The following is a 16,826-nucleotide window of genomic DNA, read 5'->3' as shown; positions in this document are numbered from 1 at the left end:
CGTCTCTCACACTCATTGGTCGCCTCCGAACTCCCTGTCGCCTCGAATCCGGGAGGCCTGCGGGCCGGCCTGGTCCTGGTACTTCGAGCCACGCTCGCTGCCGTAGGGGCGTGCAGCGGGCGTGCTCAACTCGGTGAAGACGAGTTGTGAGACGCGCATCCCCGGCGAGAGCGCGACCGGAGCGGTTCCCAGGTTGGAGAGTTCGAGCGTGACGTGGCCCCGGAAGCCGGGGTCGATGAACCCCGCCGTCGCGTGGACGACGACGGCCAGTCGCCCGAGCGACGAGCGACCTTCGACCTGCGCGACGAGGTCCGGCGGCACCTCGACGCGTTCGTGGGTCGTCCCGAGGACGAAGTCGCCGGGGTGGAGGATGAACTCGCCGCCCTCCTCGACGGTCGTCTCGGTGACGTAGTCGTCGACCTCCGTCTCGCGGTTGGGGTGGATACACGGGATGTTCGCACGCTGGAACTCCAGGAACGTTCGCCCGAGTCGTACGTCGACGCTCGCGGGTTGGACCTGGAGGTCGACGTCGTCTAACGGTTCGACGACCAGTGTACCGTCGTTCAGTCGTTCGAGGATGTCCACGTCCGACAGTATCATGCCGGAACGAGCGACCGACAGGGGGTAAAACCCCTCGGTCAGTCGGGCGCGTCGGCGTTCCCGTCCCGGGGCCCCGCCGTGACCGACCGGTGGCGCACTCGACGCTTCAGAGCACCGTCCCGGCCAGCGAGAGCAGTCCGACGACGACGGCGATACCGAGCGCGGCGTCAGAACTCACGTTCCGGGCGTGGCGCATCCCGTGGTAGTAGACGGCGGCCTGCCACACCGTCGTCACCACCGCACCGAGGACGACCAGCGGGTGCTGGAGGTCGCTCCGGAGCGTCGCCACCTGCGAGCGCAGGGCGGCCTCCCCGCCGCCGAAGTCGAACCCGCTGGCGAACGTGAAGAACACGACGCCGAGTACGACGAACTGCGGCAGGGTCGCGGCCTGTGCCCACCCTGCGACGGCCAGCGAGTCGCCGAACGAGCCCTCGCCGCCGGCCAGTGCGGTCAGCAGGTGCATCCCGACGCCGCCGAAGAACCACCCGGAAAGCGAGGCGAAGAAGACGAGCGGGAGCTGCCCCTCGACGGCGTCCCAGACGAGCGAACTCGCACGGACCTCGCGTTCTGCCGGCTGGTCACAGCCGTCGGCGAACGGCGAGTCGGGGTCGTCGCCGTGCTGTTCACAGACCCACTCGTCGGGCCGGTTCTCGTTGTCGACGGTCACCGTCGTGTCGCCGGCCCGTTCGGCGAGCGTGTAGCCGAAGACGCCGATGGTCGCGGTGGCGACGAGGGCGACGAGGAGGGCGACGGTCATCGCCCGCCTGAGACGGAGACCGGGCGTGTGACGCTGGAAGTAGCTGTCGGGTCGGCGGAGGGGACCGAGCATGGTTGGGTGTTCGACAACTGCGGCATAGCTCTTCCCCTCGCTCCCGACGAGTCGTCAGCGCTTTGGCCGTCTCACCCAGCGTGGGGTATGAAACAGGCCATCGTCGCCCGTACGGACATCGGGATGGGCACCGGCAAACTCGCCGCACAGGTCGCCCACGCCTCGCTCTCTGCCTACGAGAACGCCGGTCCCGACGCCCAGCGCGAGTGGAAGTCCGGCGGGCAGAAGAAGATCGTCCTCGAGGCCAGCGGCGAGTCCGAGGTGTTCGAACTCGCAGAGCAGGCCCGCCGCGAGGGGCTTCCACACGCCGTCGTCCGCGACGCCGGCCACACGCAACTGGACCCCGGCACCGTCACGACGCTCGCGGTCGGCCCCGCGAACGACGCGATGGTCGACAAGGTGACCGGCGACCTCTCGCTGCTGTAGTCGACCGACCCGTCCTCGACTACGACGAGGGGAAGCCCCTCTCGTACTGGTCGGGCACGTCGACGGCGTCCATCCGGCCCAGTTCCTCGCCCGCGTGGAGCGTGAAGTACGGGTCGTTGATGTGTTCCCGAGCGAGGATGGCGAGGTCGGCCCGCTCGTTGCGGATGACCTCGTCGGCTCCCTGCGGCGTCGTTATCTTCCCGACCGCGCCCGAGGCGACCTCGGCTTCGTGTTTGACACGTTCGGCGTAGGGCACCTGGTAGTGTGCGCCGGTCCCCGGCACCTGCTGGTCGGAGTGGATACCGCCCCCGCTCACGTCGACGAGGTCCGCGCCGGCCGCTTCGAGGTCACGAGAGAGTCGAACCGTGTCGTCGACGGTCCACGACTCGCGGTCCGGCAGCCAGTCGGTCGCCGACAGGCGGACGAAGACGGGCTTGTCGTCGGGCCAGACCTCGCGGACGGCGGCGGTCACCTCCCGAATCAGTCGGGTGCGTCCGGTGAAGTCGCCGCCGTAGTCGTCCTCGCGGGTGTTCGTCACCGGGGAGTAGAACTCGTGGAGCAGGTAGCCGTGCGCGCCGTGGACCTCGGCGATTTCGAAGCCGGCGTCCAGCGACAGTTCGGCGGCCGTCCGGAAGTCGTCGACGACCCCCTCGATACCGTCCTGGTCGAGCGCCTCCACGTCGAGCGGGTCGTCGTGGGGGTAGGGTTCGTCGGTCGGGCCGACGGGCGTCCAGCCGTGCTCGCCGTGGACCGGGCCGGACTCGTCGGCGAACGGGCGGTGGGTCGACGCCTTCCGGCCGGCGTGGGCGAGTTGGATGGCCGGGGTCGCGCCCTGCCCACGGACGAACTGGGTGGTGGGAGCGAGCGCGTTCGCGTGCTCCTGGCTCCAGATGCCGAGGTCGTGTGGCGAGATACGGCCCTCCGGGTTGACGGCGGCCGCCTCGGTCATCACGACGCCCGCGCCGCCCGAGGCCCGCTGACCGAGGTGGACGAGGTGCCAGTCGGTCGCCAGGCCGTCGAGCGCACAGGAGTACTGGCACATCGGCGACACCATCACGCGGTTCCGAATCTCCGTACCCCGCAGCGTCAGGGGCGTGAACAGGTCCATCGCTCTCACCTCGGAGCGTCGGTAGAAAAGGCGCGTCGGAATCGGCAGAGAGTACGCATCCTCGCGGTGGGTTGATACGAGCGGTCTCCGACGATGGACAACCCCTTACCGACCCCACGTCTACGCCGGGTATGACCACGACTACGAACGCTGAGACGCCGTTCGACGCGACGGAGGCCCGATGACGCGGCCGGGCCACCCCGTCGAGCAGGCGGTCGGGATGGCGTCCTACGTCAGCGACGCGGCCGGCATCGGCGGCCGGCTCCGCGCTCGCCCCGAGGACTTCCGGGTCCGGGAACTGGAGGCCGTCGACGTCGAACCGGTCGACGCCGACCCCGGTTCGTACGGCCACCTCGTCTTCCGCGCGACGCTCCACGGCTGGGACACCAACGACTTCGCGTCGGCGCTCTCCGACAGACTGGGGATGAGCCGCGAGCGCGTCTCGTGGGCGGGGACGAAGGACAAGCGCGCCGTCACGACACAGCTGTTCTCGGTCGACACCGACGAGAACGACCTGCCCGACCTGAGGAACGCCGCCGTCGAGGTGCTCGGCCGGACCGGGCGACCGGTCCTGTTCGGCGACCTGCGAGGCAACGAGTTCGAACTCGTCGTCCGCGACGTGGAGCGACCCGAGCGGGCGTCGACCGTCGCCGCCGAACTCGCGGCGTTCTGTGACGCCGACACCGCCGACTCGAACACCGTGTCGGGTGTCGACGACTCGCTCCCGCTGGCGACGTCGGTCTGCGTCCCGAACTACTTCGGCCACCAGCGCTTCGGGTCGAAACGCCCCGTCACCCACGAGGTGGGCCTGGCCATCGTCCGCGAGGACTACGAGGGCGCGGTCGTGGCCTACGTCGGCAATCCGAGCGAGCGCGAACCCGACTCGACACGAGAGGCCCGTCGCTACGTCGAGGAGACCCGCGACTGGCAGGGGGCGCTCGACCGCCTGCCGAAGCGACTGGGCTACGAACGGGCGATGTGTCACCGCCTCGTCGAGGGCGACGACTCGCCCGACGACTTCCGCGAAGCCCTCGAAACCGCGCCGTCGAACCTCCAGCGACTGTTCGTCCACGCGGCGCAGTCCTATCTGTTCAACCGCATCTGCTCCGTCCGACTGGAGCGGGGACTGCCGTTCGACCGCCCCGTCGCGGGCGACGTGGTCTGTTTCACCGACGAGGAGGGCCGACCGGACACCGACCGCCTCCAGCGTGTCGACGAGACGCGCGTTCGGACCGTCACCCGTCACTGCGAGCGTGGCCGGGCGTTCGTCACCGCGCCGCTGGTCGGTACCGAGACGGAACTCGGCGACGGCGACCCGGGCGAACTCGAACGGTCGGTGCTCGACGAGGCCGGCCTCGACCCGGCCGACTTCGACAACCCCCACGGCTTCGAGTCCGAGGGCACGCGGCGAGCGATTCGCCTGCGAAGCGACCTCGAAATCGAGTCCGTCGCCTCCGAGAACGCGCTCCGGTTCACGTTCGACCTCCCCTCGGGGTCGTACGCGACGGTCGTGCTCCGTGAGTTCCTGAAGGCCGACCCCGAGACGCTCGCCTGAGTCTCTCCCGTGGTCGTTCGTGACGGTTCGTGGAAACCGTCCCCCTTATTCGGCGCTCGCTCTACCGTCCGACAATGACCTGTCGGCAGTGCGCCAGCGACCTCGACAGACCGGGCGACTTCTGTCTGGTCTGTCGGACGGCCAACGCCGACACCGTCGTCCTCGACCTCTCCCGTGACCGAGCACGCGTCGTCGCCCTCCGCGACGACGCGGTGGTCTCGGACCGGACCGTCACGACGACCCCGGAGACGGGTGACCTCGAAGGCACCGAACTGCGCAACTTCGCGGGTCTCGTCGCCGACGAGATTCACCGCAAGCGCCCCGAAGAGGTGTACGCCACGGGCGACCGCACGGTGCTCTCGTCGGTCCGGGCGCAGGCGCACTACCCCTTCTACCGCGTCGACGGCGAGGACCCCGTCGAGGCAGTCGTCGAACGGCGCGGTGAACCCGCGCTCGAAACCGTCGACAAGGCTCCACACGAGAAGTTGGGCGGTGCTCACAGCACGCTCATCGGGAATCGGGCGGGCCGCCGCGCCGTCGAGACGGTCGCTGCCCACCCGCACGTCAAGAAGGTCATCCCCGGCCCCATCGACGCCGGTGGTTCGGGGTCGCGGTCGGGCGTTCGTGCCAAGGCGACCCGTGCCGACGAACACGGCAACGTCCGACTGCTCATCCGTGACGGCTCCAGCGTCCAGGAGAACCGCATCGTCACCACCGCCGGTGACCGCGAGACGGGCGAGCGCATCCGCGCGGACCTCGACCAGGCCCTCCACGACGAGGGACTGCAGGACGACTGAACCACCACCCGACGCTCGCCTCCACGAACCACGCGGGTGACTGAACGGGGCCGGTGTGAGAGCGACGGCCGACGAAGTAAGCACTGGAAGGAGCGAGTGTAACGAGCGACTGAAGCGCGCAGCGAGTCGCCCGAGTCGTCGCATCGGGGGCTTTCGGGCTGTCGTCCCGTCTCGCTTCGTCCACACCCGCGACACAGTCTCACACGAAAGCGACCGTTCCTAGCGGCGACTCAACGGATTTATACCCCTGTCGAAGGTAGCGACTCGTATCATGGCCAAGAAGAAAGGAACCGTGGGCTCCGCCGGTCGCTTCGGTGCCCGCTACGGCCGCGTCGCCCGCCGTCGCGTCGCGGAGATCGAGTCGGACATGCACGACGACCACACCTGCCCCGACTGCGGGTCGCCCACCGTCGACCGCAAGGGGACGGGTATCTGGGTGTGCGGCCGCTGTGACTACACGTTCGCCGGCGGTACGTACCGTCCCGAGACGCCCGGTGGCCGTCAGGTCCGCCGCTCGATTCGCGCCGCGCTGTCCGACAGCGAGTAACCCCTTCGACCCACACTCCAGCTATGAGCTACAAATGTTCCCGATGCAAGCGTGACGTCCAACTGGACGAGTACGGTGGCGTCCGCTGTCCGTACTGCGGCCACCGCGTGCTCCTCAAGGAGCGCAGCCGCGACGTGAAGGAAGTCCAGGTCGAGTAGAGTCGTGTCAGACGAGCGTGCCAGCGGGCACGCGGCTTCGCCCCACGGTGTCGTTCTCACGTTCTCGTACCCCGACGCCGAGAGCGCCCGCGTCGTCGAACGGAGCGTCCGCCAGGAGGTCGACGACATCGACGGCGACCGCACCAGCGCGACCCTCTCGCGGACGGGGGCGACGCTCACCGTCGACGTCGTCGCCGAGGACCTCGTCGCGCTTCGGGCAGGGCTGAACACGTGGTGTACGCTGGTGGAGGTTGCCGAGCGTAGCTCGGCAGCTAGCAAGACGTCGTCGTGCGATGTCTCGGAGCGTAGCTCCGGAGCCAACGAGTCGTGATTCGCGCCGTCGCCGGCCGAATCTCCGGGGCCGGTGGACCGTCTCTCCCTGTGTGAGTCGCGTGCGGGTTCGCCCTGCTCACCCCGTCGAACCGCTCGGAATCGTGTCGTTCCGTCGACGAACCGAATAGCGGGCCTTTTTCAGGCTGGGAGGCGACTGACCGGACATGCAAGGAAATCTGCCGCCCGAGGCACAGGAGAAGATCGAGGAACTGCAGGACCTGCAGGAGACCGCCCAGAACGTGGCGATGCAGAAACAGCAGTCCGAGTCGACGCTCTCGGAGTCCGAGGCCGCACTCGACCAGTTGGAGAACATCGACGAGGAGACGACGATGTACCAGCAGGTCGGCGAACTGCTCGTCGAGACGGAGTACGGCGAGGCCCAGGAGTCCCTCGAAGAGAAGGTCGACAGCCTGGAGGTTCGCGTCGAGACGCTGAACAAGCAGGAAGAGCGCGTCCAGGAGCGCTTCGAGGAACTCCAGCAGGAACTGCAGGAGATGCTTCAGGGCGGCGGCGCGGGCGGCCCGCAGGGTCCCGGCGGCCCCGGTATGGGCGGTCCCGGCGGCGACTGAGCGATGGCATCCGACGTCACCGACGGTGAACCGAGCGACGAGACGGTCGTCCAGACGGCCAGCGACGCCGCGGAGGGCGTCGTCTTCGACCGTTACAAGCAGAGTGAGGTCCGTGACGTCGACGTGACCGTCCACTTCGCCGAGGGCGTACTGGAGGTCGACGTCTACCTCGACGCGCCCGGCGACGACGAACAGGTCGCCGAGGACGCCGTACTCGCGGCCCGAACTGCGGTCGACGACCTGTTCGACGAGTCGAACTGAGGCGCGTCTCCGCGTCCTTCCTCTCGACGCGACCCGGTCAGCGACCGCTCCGTCAGTCGTCGGCGGGTGCGGGCGTCGTCTCGACGGGGTCGACGGTGACGCCGAGTTCGTCGATGACGGCCTGTGCCCCGACCTTCCCCGAGAGGAGCATCGCGCCGAACGTCGGTCCCATCCGCGGGAGGCCGTGGGTGGTGGCGACGGCCATCCCCGTAGCGACGACGCCGTCGTGGACCCGACCGGTGCGCTCGACCACCGCGTCCTCGCTCTCGGCGACGTGCATCGACCCGTGGCCCGGCGAGTCGTGACCGGGCGCACCGTACTCGTCGTCTGCGGTGGCGTCCATCACCGTGCCTCGGTCGCGGGCCGCGGCGACGCCGGGCGCGTCGAGCGCCCCCCGTTCGTCGAGTTTGGAGACGACCAGCGCCTCGTGGCCCGTCGCGTCGACGACCACGTCCGACTCGACGGCGACGGGGTCGACACAGGTCAGCTCCCGTGGGAGCGCGTGGACCGGCGTCCAGTTCATCACGATACCGCCGACCCGGTCTCCCTCCCGGACGACGACGTCGGTGAACTCGGTCATGTTCTGTATCGTCGCACCCGCCCCACAGGCGTGCTCGACGAGCGCCGAGCAGGCGTGGGGGCCGCTGGCGACGTACAACCCATCGACGTCCTCGACGGCGTCGTACGGGACGCCGAGTTCGTCGAGGACGGTGTGCGCCGGTGCGCGGACGGTGACCTTGTTCATCAGGAACCCACCGAGCCAGAACCCCCCGCCGAGGTAGTTGTTCTTCTCGACGACGGTGACGTCGACGTCTCGTCGTGCGAGTTCCGCCGCCGTGACGAGTCCCGAGGGCCCGCCACCGACCACGATGACGTCGGTGTCGATACGCTGCTCGAACGCTTCGGACCACGACCGTGCGATGGCGCGGGTCACGTCGGCCTCGTCTACCGGACTGAATCCGTCGAACTGTGACATACTACTGGGTAGTACAACCCAGTGTTTATCGGTTGCGGTACTCCCCGACTACGGTGACAGTGTCCGATACGGGAGGAGCGGGCGGTCCTCTCAGCCGAGGGTGAAGAGGTCCCGATTACGGTCACGCTGACCGTCTTCCCACGCCCCGATACTGGAGTGTGACTCGTCGACGGCCGCCAGCAGGTGGTTGGTGCCGATACGGCTGTCCGCATCGCCTCGGTCGACGAGCACGCGTCGTGGTACGGTCACCGGTCGGCCCCCGTCGTGGTCGAACCTGTCTCTGTCATTGTCCCCTCTCACTTCGAGGACAGCAAGTGTCTTTCGTGCCGCCACGCGTGGCGGCGAAGAATCGGACTACGCCTCCCGTTCGGTCCCGTCCCGAATCGCCCGTTCGGCGGCGTCGAGCGTCGCCTCGGCGTCGAACGCCTCGACGATGGCCCGCAGGTCCGCCTCGCTCGCGTCGGTCAGGTCCCGGGCGTGGCGGGTCACGTTCGGCACCGCGCGAATCACGTTGTCGACGATGGGGACGGTGGCGACCTGTGCGGACCGCGAGAGTGGGTTGAGGTCGACGACGAGTTCCACCGTCCCCATCGCGCCGAGCGCCTCCGCCCGGTCACCGTCCTCCAGCGGGACCAGCACGACGTCGGCGGCCCCGATACCCTCGGCGTCGACCTTCGCCCGTTCGTGGTCGATACCGGGGATACGCCCGTCGGCGGTCAGACCTCTCACGTCCGTCGCGCCGTGTTCGCGGAGGTGGTCGACGATAGCACGCATCCGCTCGTCGGTCCGGTTGAACAGGTTGACTTCGAGGTCGGCCCCCACGACGTCGGCGAGTTCGACGAGTTCGCCCGGACAGAGCGCCGCGACGTTACCGTTGACCGAGAGGACGGGGTGTTCGGCGAGCAGGAGGTGAGCGGCGGCGACACGGGCCGCCACGTCGGCGCTCTCGATGGTCCGCTCGCCGAGCAGGTAGTCGAACGCCTCGCCGCGACCCTGTGCGATGAGTCCCTGCTGGCTCGTGATGCCCTTCTCGACGCCCGCCTCGATGCGGTGGCGCGTCAGGAGGGACTCGTACCGGGGGTGGCTCTCCGGGACAGCGATATCGCTCATGCCTGTGGGTTGGCGGGTCGGGAGAAAAACGGTGTGTTGTGTCGTGCGTGCAGTCACGCCCGTTCCTGTTCGCGTTCGAGTTCGCGGAGCGCGTCGAGGCGCGCCTCGGTCCGTGGGTGTTTCGCGCCGAGCGCCGCCCACCACTTGCGAATCGGCCTCTGGACCGACCAGACCAGCGGCCGGCGGTCCCAGTCGGTCCGAATCGCGTACTCGTCGCTCGCCGGGACGATCGAGAGGGCGTCGATGGCTGCGACTCTGGCGTCGGGGGCCGGCCGCTCGCTACCGTCCGGCCCGAGCGTTTCGAGGGCGGTGGCGAGCGCCGCGGGGTTGCCGGTGACGCGCGCGGCGGCGCGGTCGGCGGCCCGTTCGCGGGTCCGGGAGAACTCGCTGGAGACGGCCACGAACGCGACGTAGTACGGGAGAGCGAGCGGAGCGAGGAGGTGTGTGAGCTGAAACGCCACGATACCGAGCGTCCCGAACAGCCGGTTCGGGGCGACGAGGAGCGTCTTGGCGACCGAATCGTAGTTGGCGGCGTGTGCGAGTTCGTGGGCGACGACGGTCTCCAGCTCCGCCGCGTCGAGCGCGTCGAGGGTCGCCGTCGAGACGGCGAGCGTCGTCTGCCGGGGTCGGAGACCGACGGTCATCGCGGACGGGGCGTCGGGGCCTGCGACCAGCACCTCGGGTTCCGGGTGGTCGAGTCGCTGGGCGACCGACCGGACCGTCTCGCAGAGTCGCGGCCGGTGTTCCGGCGTCGCCGGCGTCGTGACGAGGTCACCGGTGCCGAACACCTGCAGCGTTTCGAGGTCGTAACGCCGTGCCGCGAGGCGGACCGTCACGGCCACCGCGGCGAGAGTGAGCAGCGCCGTCACGGGGAGGACGGCCTCGACGGGGAACCACCCGACGTTGCCGGCGAGAATCAACAGGAGGACACCGAACACCGTGTAGAACGGATAGCCCGCGATAGCGAGTCCCGCGAGCAACGGGAGGGCTGCCAGCACGGCGACGGCGAGCAGTGTCGCTCCCGTCTCGAGGCGGAGGAGCCAGCGACCGACGAGGGACATGGCATCTCGTTGGTGAGTGTTCTCATCAGTGTTGGCACTCGCCGACCGTGTCGGGGACTACTCCCCGACCAGCGTCGCGCCCGCGGTCACCCGACACGACCGGGCGTCGTAGCCCGCCCGCGACAACCCATCATCGAGGGCGAACACCGTCTGGCCGAGCATCGCCATCGCCGCCTCGCCGCCGACGGACTGCACGTCCTCGATAGCCGCGCGAACCTCGTCGGTCTGTAGCCCCGCTTCACGCGAGAACCGCCGGCAGGCACGCATGAACGTCTCGACCGTGGGTGACGTACGGAGCGTTTCGAGCGCCTCCTCACCGGCCCGAGAGAGCGTCTCGGTGTCCCCACCGATCACTTCGGCGGTGTCGAGGCCGCCGAAGGTGACGTACTCCACGTCGGGGCGTGCGGGGAGGCCGTCGAGGTAGCCTCGTGGCGGCGCGCCGGGGTCGAGGCGAATCGGCATCCCGCCGCGGGCCTGTCCGACCACGTCGCCGAGACCGGTCCCGGCCTCGACTTCGCTGGCGTGGGCGACGGCGACGAGTTCGCGTTCGGTGTGGCCCCCCGCCGTCGCGGCGTCGAGGGCGAGTGCCGTCCCGAGCGCACACGCTCCGGAGACGCCGAAGCCGGCGCTGATGGGGAGGTCGGTTTCGGCGACGACGCGAGCGTCGGTCCCGAGGCGCTCGACGACGCCGGTCACGGCGGGCATCTCGACGGAGTCACCGTCGAGGACGACGCCACCGTCGCCCACCGTCTCGACCGGGTCGACCGTGACCGTGACGCCGTCGGAGAGGGCGAGGCCCGCGCCCCGAGACCCGGCGACGACCGGGTCGTCGTGGGCGTGGACGCTGAAGAAGCCGGTGACGTGGCCGGGGACGAACGCGCGGGCTGTCATCGCTCCGGAGTCGGCCCGTCGCGCACTTCAACGTTACACTCCGTCTCCGTGGGAGCGTCGGGATGTCGACGTCGTTCGGCGTCAGTCCGACTCGACGACCCGTGCCGGGACGCCGTCCTCGACGGGCCGACCGACCGCGAAGACGACCGCCGACCCGACGAGGAGGAGGACTCCCAGCGCACCGATGGTGACGAACAGCGTCGTGGCGTCCGCGAGCGGCCCACTGGCCAGTTTCACCGGGATGGAGGCGAGCGAGACGGCCATCGAGAACGCCGACAGCACGGTCGCCCGCCCGAGCGACGGCGTCCGGTCGTTGAGGTAGCCCTCCGCGACGGGCGTCGTGACGTTCAGCAGCACCCGCATCAGGAGGAAGACGGGCACCGCCGCCAGCGGCGAGAGGCCCAGCACGACGAACGCGACGCCGAGGACGACCGGTGCGCCGTGGAGCAGTCTGGCGACACCCACCCGCTCGGCGAGCACGCCGGCGTAGTTGCTCGCCAGCGCCGAGGCCCCGACGAGCAGGGCGTAGAGGTAGCCCAACTCGACCGCGTCGAGGCCGGCGTCGAGGCTGATAGGCTGGACGAACAGGTCGACGCTCCACCCGACGGCGTAGAACAGCGCGGCGTAGACGAGGAAGCCTCGAAGCGAGGGTGCGGCCAGCCGTGAGAGGGCGACCCGTGCCTCCCGGAGCGTGAACCGGTCGGCGTCGTCGACGACCGCCTCGGGGAGCGTCGCCACGACGACACCACCGAGGACGTTGACGACGCCGGTCGCGTAGAACGGGTACGTCGGGTCCATCGCGTAGAGGTAGCCGCCGGCGACGCTCGTCACGGCGTTCGTCGCCAGGAAGACGGCCAATCCTCGACCACGGACGCGAGTGAACGACTCCGGTTCGCCGTATCGGACGAGCGCGTCGTAGAGCCACGCGCTGTCGTTGCCCGTCCGGAACGTCTGGGCGACGCCCCAGACGACGTAGACGACGAGGAACGACTCGAACGACTCGGCGACGCCGAACGCCGTCGCCGCGAGACCGATGGCGACGGAACTGATCGCCAGCGCGTTCCGCCGGCCGATGCGGTCACCCAGGTAGCCCGTCGGGAGTTCGGCGACGAGGATGGTGCCGAAGAACACGACGTCCAGCACCGAAATCTGCGTGTAGGTGAACCCGCGGGCGTCGTCGAGCAGGACGACCCAGACCGGGATGAGGAAGCCCAGCGTCGACAGCGCCATGTACGCGTAGTAGCGGGCGACGACGCTCGACTTCCGGTCCACACGCTACCGGGCGTCGGTCGCGCTGAAAAACGCGGCGGTTCGGAGCCCTCTCACCGGAACCGGCACTCGGCGGTCGACGGGTTCCGACCGTCTCCGTGGGCGCGGTCGGTGGGTACGGGCCGACAGCGTCCCGGCTACCGACCGAGTCGCTCGACGACCGGTGTCGCGGTGACGCCGTGGACGACGACCGAGACGAGGACGGTGAAGCCGACGACCGCCCAGAGCAGGTCGGCGTCGGGAAACGGCGCGTGGTTCAGTGCGTACGCGAGGTAGTAGAACGAGCCCAGCCCCCGAACGCCGAAGAACGCGATGGTCGCACGCTCGCTCCGGTCACGGTCGACCCCGACCAGAGCGAGGAGGCCCGCCAGCGGCCGGCCCCGGGCACCGTGAAGACGAAGACCGAGTAGACGGTCCGCGACGAACCGTCCCGGAGCCACCGTCGCCTACGGGTTCAGCCGCTGCCGGTCCCTCGGGAACACGGTCGCAGCAGAGCTGCTCCCTGTTTCCACGCGACGGTTGCGGAGTCGCCTACGGCGACAACCGCTGGCGGTCGCGTGGGAACAACACAGCCTCCCGGATGTTGTCGAGGCCGAGCATCGTCATGACGAGTCGTTCGCCGCCGAGACCGAACCCGGCGTGGGGCGGCATACCGTAGCGGAACATCTTCGTGTAGTACTCGAACGCGTCGGGGTCGAGCCCCTGCTGTTCGAAGCCGGCGACGAGTTCGTCGTGGCGGTGTTCACGCTGGCCCCCCGAGACGAGTTCCATGTTCGGGTGCATCATGTCGAAGCCCGTCGAGAGGTCCGGGTCGTCGTCGTGGTCCTTGATGTAGAACGGCTTGACCTCGCTGGGCCAGTCGGTGATGAAGTAGTGGCCGCCGACGTCGCGGCCGAGTGCCTTCTCGGCTTCCGTCGAGAGGTCGTCGCCGAACACCAGTTGCTCGTCGAGGTCGCCCGTCGCGTTGACGCGCTCGATGGCCTCCTCGTAGGAGAGGCGCGGGAACGCCTCCTCGGGCACCTCGAACGCCTCGGCCAGCCCGAGCGTCTCCAGTTCGTCGGCGCACTCCTCGGCGACGGCCTCGTAGGCCGCCTTCAGCGCGCCCTCGCAGACGTCCATCGCGCCCTGGTGGTCGATGAACGCGCTCTCGAAGTCGATGGAGGTAGCCTCGTTGAGGTGTCGTGGCGTGTTGTGCTCCTCGGCGCGGAAGATGGGGCCGATCTCGAAGACGCGCTCCAGCCCGGAGCCGACCATCAGCTGTTTGAACAGCTGTGGCGACTGGTTCATGAACGCCTCCTGCCCGAAGTACGTGATGGGGAACAGCTCCGTGCCCCCTTCGGTGCCGGTGGCGACGATCTTCGGGGTGTTGATCTCGGTCGCGTTCTGCGAGCGGAAGTAGTCCCGAACGGCCGCGAGGACCGTCGCGCGAATCTCGAAGATGGCCTTCGCCTCGTCGCGCCGGAGGTCGAGGGTGCGGTTGTCGAGGCGCGTCGGGAGTTCGGCGTCGACCTTCCCGGAGGGGTCGAGGGGGAGTTCGGGGTCGGCGGGAGCGACGACTTCGACGCTCTCCGGGACGATTTCGACGCCCGTGGGGGCGCGCGGCTCCTCCTCTACACTCCCGGTCACCTGCACGACGGACTCGCGCGAGACGTTCGTGCCCGTCTCGACGAGGTCCTCGTCCATCTCGTCTTTGGCGAACTTGACCTGTATCTTGCCGGTCTTGTCGCGGACGATGAGGAAGGCGATACCACCGAGGTCGCGGATCTCGTGTGCCCAGCCGGCGACGGTGACGTGGTCGCCCGGTTCGGCGTCCGCTGTGTACGTTCGGTCGTCCATACGCCAGCCTGTCGGTCGAGCGGCTAAAGTGGGTCGGATTTACTTCCCGTAGCTCCCGGCGACGAGTCGTGAGTACGCCCGGCGGAGGCGCTGGCTGATGGCCTGTTCGCTCACGTCGAACTCGACGGCGAGGTCCGTCAGCGTCGCCTGTCGCGGGACCTCGAAGAACCCTTCCTCGTAGGCGAGGAGGACCGTCTCGCGCTGGCGGCGCGTGAGGTTCGGCCCGCGGTCGGAGACGTCCTCGACGTAGACGTTCTCGACTTCGATGTCCGCGTCGCGGTCGGTGAGCCACGTCCGATACCGGTCGAGGCTGTCCTCGTCGGGGAACCGTGACTCGGTGTGCCACCAGCCGTCGGTGTACTGGACGCTGAGGGAGATCGCGTCGAACTCCTCGTCGACGGCGGAGAGCGTCGCAGTCGTGTCGACGGCGGCGCTGTACAGCCGTTCGTCGGTCACCTCGTCGAGGCGGACGAAGTCGGCGACGGTGTCGTCGGCCCGCAGGTTCGTCTCGAAGGCGTCGAGGTCCGCGCCGTTCGCCCAGAAGTGGAGCCGTGACCGGTCGGTCGAGGTGGCTGTCGTCCGTTCGAGTGACAACTGCACGTCGCTCGCCGCGAGCGTCTCGGCCATCGCCAGCGTCGGCGACTGGACTCGGTGGGCGGCGATGAGACTCATATCAGCCCTGCGTGAGCAAGGAGTATATAATGACGGGTTAGTTTCTCGCGTCGTTTGCACCCTCGACAGTCTCTCTCACGGCCGCACAGCCAGCGTCGTGGACGAGGTCACCGACCACGACGACGTCCGAGTGCTGGCCCATCGTGTGTGCCGAGTCGTAGTCGTGGACGCCCCCACCGTAGAACAGGGTGGCGTCGTCGAGGGCGTCGTGGGCCGCCCCGACGACGTCGGTGTCGCCGAGGGTCCCCGAGTACTCCACGTAGACGATGTCCTGACCGAACATCTGCTCGGCGATTTCGGCGTAGGCGGCGACGTCGTCCGGGGCGAGGTCACAGTCCGCCTGCGTGTACTCCGCTACCGACGCCTCCTCGTTCATGACGATGTACGCCTCGGTGTGAGTGTGTGCCCAGTCGATGTCGTCGTCGATTCGCGCCCACTCCTTGTGGACGCCCGTCATCCACGCGATGTCGCCGGCGTTGAAGACGATGGGGATGAGGTATCCCTCCAACCCGTCGGGATGAACGACGACGCCCGCACTGGACGGTTCGATGAAGACGGGGACGTCGTGTGCTCGCGTCGCCTCGATACAGCCTCGGACGTACTCGGCCATCTTCTCCTCGGTCATCCCCAGCGTCCCGCCGACGGAGATGGCGTCGGTACCGGTCGCCACGACGTCCTCGAACGTCTCGTCCTCGTAGAGCGTCTTGTCGGGGTCGACCTTCACGATGTGGTCCCACTCGGTCCACGGGTTCATACTCGGTGGACCGAACGGCCGGACAAAACGGCTTCGACACGACCAGCTGGAGGGGCTATGTGTATAGCACGGCTGGTTGTGGGGGCTACACTGATTCCCCCGAGAGATATACTACGGCCCGGTGGACGCGGTGACATGTCCCGCTGCTCCGACGCCGAGGGTCGGCCCGCCGACGCCCCCGTCGACGTGTCGCCCGACATCGAGCGCGTCAGTCGCCGCGATTTCCAGGAGGTCTGGCACGACCAGGACCCCAGCGTCATCCCCGACCTCTACCTGCCCGAGTACCGGGGGCACGGGTTCCCCGTCGTCGGGTCGGTCACGCGAACCGGGTACCGGCGTGTCGCCGGTCTGTTCCTCCGAGCGTTCCCCGACATCCGGTTCGACATCCACCGTCTCGACTCCACCGAGGACCTGGTCGAGACCGAGTGGACGTTCGAGGCGACCCACGACGGCTGGGTCGGCCCCCTCCCGCCGAGCGGGACGGAACTCAGCGTCGACGGCTGGGGTCGCCACCGCTACGAAGGTGACCGTGTCGCCGAGACCTGGCTGGACCTCGACTGGACGGGCCTGGCCGGACAGCTAAGCCGCGGTTACGTCGACGCGGCCCGCGAGAAGGTCGGAACGCTGGTCTGACCGCGGACGTTCACTATCGAACTGTATCGCACGGCCTACACGGCGATGGTTGCCGCTAACCGCTGCAACGACACGCCCCCGTTTTACCGTCCGCGCTCCTCGGGGTGTAGTATGGAGGCTGCGCTCTGGTACGTGTTGACCGGTACTCGCGGCGGGACGAATCGCGCACGCATCCTCAGGGCGATTCACGACCGCCCACAGAACGCCAACCGACTCGCAGAACGGCTCGACCTCGACTACAAGACCGTCAGACACCACCTCGACGTCCTCCAGGACAACGGCATCGTGACGGTCGGCGGCGAGGACTACGGTGCGGTCTACCTCCCCTCCGAGCGGGTCCGACAGGAGTGGGCGGTCGTCGAGCGTATCTTCGTCACCGTCGCCGAGAACGACTCCGGGTTCGACTACGCTCCTAACCCCAACTGACTCCGACCGACACAC

Annotated in this window: 22 protein-coding genes and 1 pseudogene; 10 read left to right on the top strand and 13 right to left on the bottom strand. The window is 68.8% G+C overall.

Annotation, left to right across the window (positions count from 1 at the left end; genetic code table 11):
• Positions 1 to 12: 12 nt before the first annotated feature.
• Together dcd and GQS65_RS13610 are read right to left on the bottom strand one after the other, a co-directional pair.
• On the bottom strand, positions 13 to 600 hold the full coding sequence (gene dcd, locus GQS65_RS13615) for a dCTP deaminase (protein ID WP_158205181.1): 588 nt from the start codon (positions 598 to 600) through the stop codon (positions 13 to 15).
• A 106-nt stretch (positions 601 to 706) separates the two neighbouring features.
• Positions 707 to 1,429, bottom strand: coding sequence for a Yip1 family protein (locus GQS65_RS13610; RefSeq protein WP_158205180.1), 723 nt, complete (start codon positions 1,427 to 1,429; stop codon positions 707 to 709).
• An 87-nt stretch (positions 1,430 to 1,516) separates the two neighbouring features.
• Here GQS65_RS13610 and pth2 point away from each other — a divergent pair, with 87 nt between their 5' ends.
• On the top strand, positions 1,517 to 1,855 hold the full coding sequence (pth2, locus tag GQS65_RS13605; protein ID WP_158205179.1) for a peptidyl-tRNA hydrolase Pth2: 339 nt from the start codon (positions 1,517 to 1,519) through the stop codon (positions 1,853 to 1,855).
• Positions 1,856 to 1,874: 19 nt separating this feature from the next.
• Here pth2 and GQS65_RS13600 read toward each other — a convergent pair whose 3' ends face one another.
• The gene (locus GQS65_RS13600; protein ID WP_158205178.1) at positions 1,875 to 2,963 is read right to left on the bottom strand and encodes an NADH:flavin oxidoreductase/NADH oxidase; all 1,089 of its coding nucleotides are present in this window, start codon (positions 2,961 to 2,963) and stop codon (positions 1,875 to 1,877) included.
• A 181-nt stretch (positions 2,964 to 3,144) separates the two neighbouring features.
• On the opposite strand from GQS65_RS13600, the gene truD reads away from it, so the two are divergent.
• From truD to GQS65_RS13565, 7 genes are all read left to right on the top strand, one after another.
• Positions 3,145 to 4,518 carry a tRNA pseudouridine(13) synthase TruD gene (truD, locus tag GQS65_RS13595; RefSeq protein WP_158205177.1) on the top strand — a complete coding sequence of 458 codons (1,374 nt, stop codon included), beginning with the start codon at positions 3,145 to 3,147 and terminating at the stop codon, positions 4,516 to 4,518.
• Positions 4,519 to 4,592: 74 nt separating this feature from the next.
• On the top strand, positions 4,593 to 5,315 hold the full coding sequence (locus GQS65_RS13590; protein WP_158205176.1) for a DUF2103 domain-containing protein: 723 nt from the start codon (positions 4,593 to 4,595) through the stop codon (positions 5,313 to 5,315).
• 271 nt (positions 5,316 to 5,586) lie between these two features.
• On the top strand, positions 5,587 to 5,862 hold the full coding sequence (locus GQS65_RS13585) for a 50S ribosomal protein L37ae (RefSeq protein ID WP_158205175.1): 276 nt from the start codon (positions 5,587 to 5,589) through the stop codon (positions 5,860 to 5,862).
• A 23-nt stretch (positions 5,863 to 5,885) separates the two neighbouring features.
• A complete protein-coding gene (locus tag GQS65_RS13580; RefSeq protein WP_158205174.1) occupies positions 5,886 to 6,020 on the top strand; it encodes a DNA-directed RNA polymerase subunit P in 135 nt (44 codons plus the stop codon).
• A gap of 4 nt (positions 6,021 to 6,024) precedes the next feature.
• A complete protein-coding gene (locus GQS65_RS13575; RefSeq protein ID WP_368280166.1) occupies positions 6,025 to 6,351 on the top strand; it encodes a KEOPS complex subunit Pcc1 in 327 nt (108 codons plus the stop codon).
• Between the two features lie 166 nt (positions 6,352 to 6,517).
• The gene (locus GQS65_RS13570) at positions 6,518 to 6,922 is read left to right on the top strand and encodes a prefoldin subunit beta (protein ID WP_158205173.1); all 405 of its coding nucleotides are present in this window, start codon (positions 6,518 to 6,520) and stop codon (positions 6,920 to 6,922) included.
• Between the two features lie 3 nt (positions 6,923 to 6,925).
• A complete protein-coding gene (locus tag GQS65_RS13565; protein ID WP_158205172.1) occupies positions 6,926 to 7,183 on the top strand; it encodes a DUF3194 domain-containing protein in 258 nt (85 codons plus the stop codon).
• A 52-nt stretch (positions 7,184 to 7,235) separates the two neighbouring features.
• Here the strand turns inward: GQS65_RS13565 and GQS65_RS13560 are convergent, their stop codons facing one another.
• The 10 genes and pseudogenes from GQS65_RS13560 to GQS65_RS13515 all read right to left on the bottom strand — a co-directional run bounded on the left by GQS65_RS13560 (position 7,236) and on the right by GQS65_RS13515 (position 15,752).
• Positions 7,236 to 8,159, bottom strand: a complete 924-nt coding sequence (locus GQS65_RS13560) for an FAD-dependent oxidoreductase (protein WP_158205171.1) — start codon at positions 8,157 to 8,159, stop codon at positions 7,236 to 7,238.
• A 90-nt stretch (positions 8,160 to 8,249) separates the two neighbouring features.
• A complete protein-coding gene (locus tag GQS65_RS13555; protein WP_158205170.1) occupies positions 8,250 to 8,408 on the bottom strand; it encodes a hypothetical protein in 159 nt (52 codons plus the stop codon).
• Between the two features lie 105 nt (positions 8,409 to 8,513).
• Positions 8,514 to 9,269, bottom strand: a complete 756-nt coding sequence (locus GQS65_RS13550) for a 4-phosphopantoate--beta-alanine ligase (RefSeq protein WP_158205169.1) — start codon at positions 9,267 to 9,269, stop codon at positions 8,514 to 8,516.
• Between the two features lie 53 nt (positions 9,270 to 9,322).
• The gene (locus GQS65_RS13545; protein WP_158205168.1) at positions 9,323 to 10,330 is read right to left on the bottom strand and encodes a M48 family metallopeptidase; all 1,008 of its coding nucleotides are present in this window, start codon (positions 10,328 to 10,330) and stop codon (positions 9,323 to 9,325) included.
• Between the two features lie 57 nt (positions 10,331 to 10,387).
• Positions 10,388 to 11,221: a pantoate kinase gene (locus GQS65_RS13540; protein ID WP_158205167.1), complete on the bottom strand. Its 834-nt coding sequence runs from the start codon at positions 11,219 to 11,221 to the stop codon at positions 10,388 to 10,390.
• An 81-nt stretch (positions 11,222 to 11,302) separates the two neighbouring features.
• Entirely contained in the window at positions 11,303 to 12,493 is a 1,191-nt protein-coding gene (locus GQS65_RS13535) for an MFS transporter (RefSeq protein ID WP_158205166.1), read from the bottom strand.
• A gap of 134 nt (positions 12,494 to 12,627) precedes the next feature.
• A pseudogene (locus GQS65_RS13530) lies at positions 12,628 to 12,867 on the bottom strand (cation:proton antiporter domain-containing protein); the annotation flags it as partial.
• A gap of 154 nt (positions 12,868 to 13,021) precedes the next feature.
• Positions 13,022 to 14,326 carry an aspartate--tRNA(Asn) ligase gene (gene aspS, locus GQS65_RS13525; protein ID WP_158205165.1) on the bottom strand — a complete coding sequence of 435 codons (1,305 nt, stop codon included), beginning with the start codon at positions 14,324 to 14,326 and terminating at the stop codon, positions 13,022 to 13,024.
• A 39-nt stretch (positions 14,327 to 14,365) separates the two neighbouring features.
• Positions 14,366 to 14,998, bottom strand: coding sequence for a helix-turn-helix domain-containing protein (locus GQS65_RS13520; RefSeq protein ID WP_158205164.1), 633 nt, complete (start codon positions 14,996 to 14,998; stop codon positions 14,366 to 14,368).
• Positions 14,999 to 15,035: 37 nt separating this feature from the next.
• Positions 15,036 to 15,752: a phosphoglycerol geranylgeranyltransferase gene (locus tag GQS65_RS13515; protein WP_158205163.1), complete on the bottom strand. Its 717-nt coding sequence runs from the start codon at positions 15,750 to 15,752 to the stop codon at positions 15,036 to 15,038.
• 135 nt (positions 15,753 to 15,887) lie between these two features.
• Here GQS65_RS13515 and GQS65_RS13510 point away from each other — a divergent pair, with 135 nt between their 5' ends.
• On the top strand, positions 15,888 to 16,385 hold the full coding sequence (locus GQS65_RS13510) for an ester cyclase (protein ID WP_158205162.1): 498 nt from the start codon (positions 15,888 to 15,890) through the stop codon (positions 16,383 to 16,385).
• Between the two features lie 111 nt (positions 16,386 to 16,496).
• Positions 16,497 to 16,811 carry an ArsR/SmtB family transcription factor gene (locus tag GQS65_RS13505; RefSeq protein ID WP_158205161.1) on the top strand — a complete coding sequence of 105 codons (315 nt, stop codon included), beginning with the start codon at positions 16,497 to 16,499 and terminating at the stop codon, positions 16,809 to 16,811.
• Positions 16,812 to 16,826 lie beyond the last annotated feature (15 nt).

It is taken from the genome of Halomarina oriensis (assembly GCF_009791395.1).
GTDB lineage: Archaea > Halobacteriota > Halobacteria > Halobacteriales > Haloarculaceae > Halomarina > Halomarina oriensis.
The sequence above is the reverse complement of the archived record's forward strand: the minus strand, read 5'-3'. Positions and strand labels throughout refer to the sequence as shown.

What these genes read in the sequence shown, in the direction of transcription:
- GQS65_RS13570 (WP_158205173.1), top strand. Translation starts at nt 6,518, where the DNA reads ATGCAAGGAAATCTGCCGCCCGAGGCACAGGAGAAGATCGAGGAACTG.
- aspS (WP_158205165.1), bottom strand. Translation starts at nt 14,326, where the DNA reads ATGGACGACCGAACGTACACAGCGGACGCCGAACCGGGCGACCACGTC.
- GQS65_RS13560 (WP_158205171.1), bottom strand. Translation starts at nt 8,159, where the DNA reads ATGTCACAGTTCGACGGATTCAGTCCGGTAGACGAGGCCGACGTGACC.
- GQS65_RS13510 (WP_158205162.1), top strand. Translation starts at nt 15,888, where the DNA reads ATGTCCCGCTGCTCCGACGCCGAGGGTCGGCCCGCCGACGCCCCCGTC.
- GQS65_RS13565 (WP_158205172.1), top strand. Translation starts at nt 6,926, where the DNA reads ATGGCATCCGACGTCACCGACGGTGAACCGAGCGACGAGACGGTCGTC.
- GQS65_RS13505 (WP_158205161.1), top strand. Translation starts at nt 16,497, where the DNA reads ATGGAGGCTGCGCTCTGGTACGTGTTGACCGGTACTCGCGGCGGGACG.
- GQS65_RS13550 (WP_158205169.1), bottom strand. Translation starts at nt 9,269, where the DNA reads ATGAGCGATATCGCTGTCCCGGAGAGCCACCCCCGGTACGAGTCCCTC.
- GQS65_RS13540 (WP_158205167.1), bottom strand. Translation starts at nt 11,221, where the DNA reads ATGACAGCCCGCGCGTTCGTCCCCGGCCACGTCACCGGCTTCTTCAGC.
- GQS65_RS13585 (WP_158205175.1), top strand. Translation starts at nt 5,587, where the DNA reads ATGGCCAAGAAGAAAGGAACCGTGGGCTCCGCCGGTCGCTTCGGTGCC.
- GQS65_RS13600 (WP_158205178.1), bottom strand. Translation starts at nt 2,963, where the DNA reads ATGGACCTGTTCACGCCCCTGACGCTGCGGGGTACGGAGATTCGGAAC.
- GQS65_RS13520 (WP_158205164.1), bottom strand. Translation starts at nt 14,998, where the DNA reads ATGAGTCTCATCGCCGCCCACCGAGTCCAGTCGCCGACGCTGGCGATG.
- pth2 (WP_158205179.1), top strand. Translation starts at nt 1,517, where the DNA reads ATGAAACAGGCCATCGTCGCCCGTACGGACATCGGGATGGGCACCGGC.
- GQS65_RS13610 (WP_158205180.1), bottom strand. Translation starts at nt 1,429, where the DNA reads ATGCTCGGTCCCCTCCGCCGACCCGACAGCTACTTCCAGCGTCACACG.
- GQS65_RS13515 (WP_158205163.1), bottom strand. Translation starts at nt 15,752, where the DNA reads ATGAACCCGTGGACCGAGTGGGACCACATCGTGAAGGTCGACCCCGAC.
- GQS65_RS13590 (WP_158205176.1), top strand. Translation starts at nt 4,593, where the DNA reads ATGACCTGTCGGCAGTGCGCCAGCGACCTCGACAGACCGGGCGACTTC.
- truD (WP_158205177.1), top strand. Translation starts at nt 3,145, where the DNA reads ATGACGCGGCCGGGCCACCCCGTCGAGCAGGCGGTCGGGATGGCGTCC.
- GQS65_RS13545 (WP_158205168.1), bottom strand. Translation starts at nt 10,330, where the DNA reads ATGTCCCTCGTCGGTCGCTGGCTCCTCCGCCTCGAGACGGGAGCGACA.
- GQS65_RS13580 (WP_158205174.1), top strand. Translation starts at nt 5,886, where the DNA reads ATGAGCTACAAATGTTCCCGATGCAAGCGTGACGTCCAACTGGACGAG.
- dcd (WP_158205181.1), bottom strand. Translation starts at nt 600, where the DNA reads ATGATACTGTCGGACGTGGACATCCTCGAACGACTGAACGACGGTACA.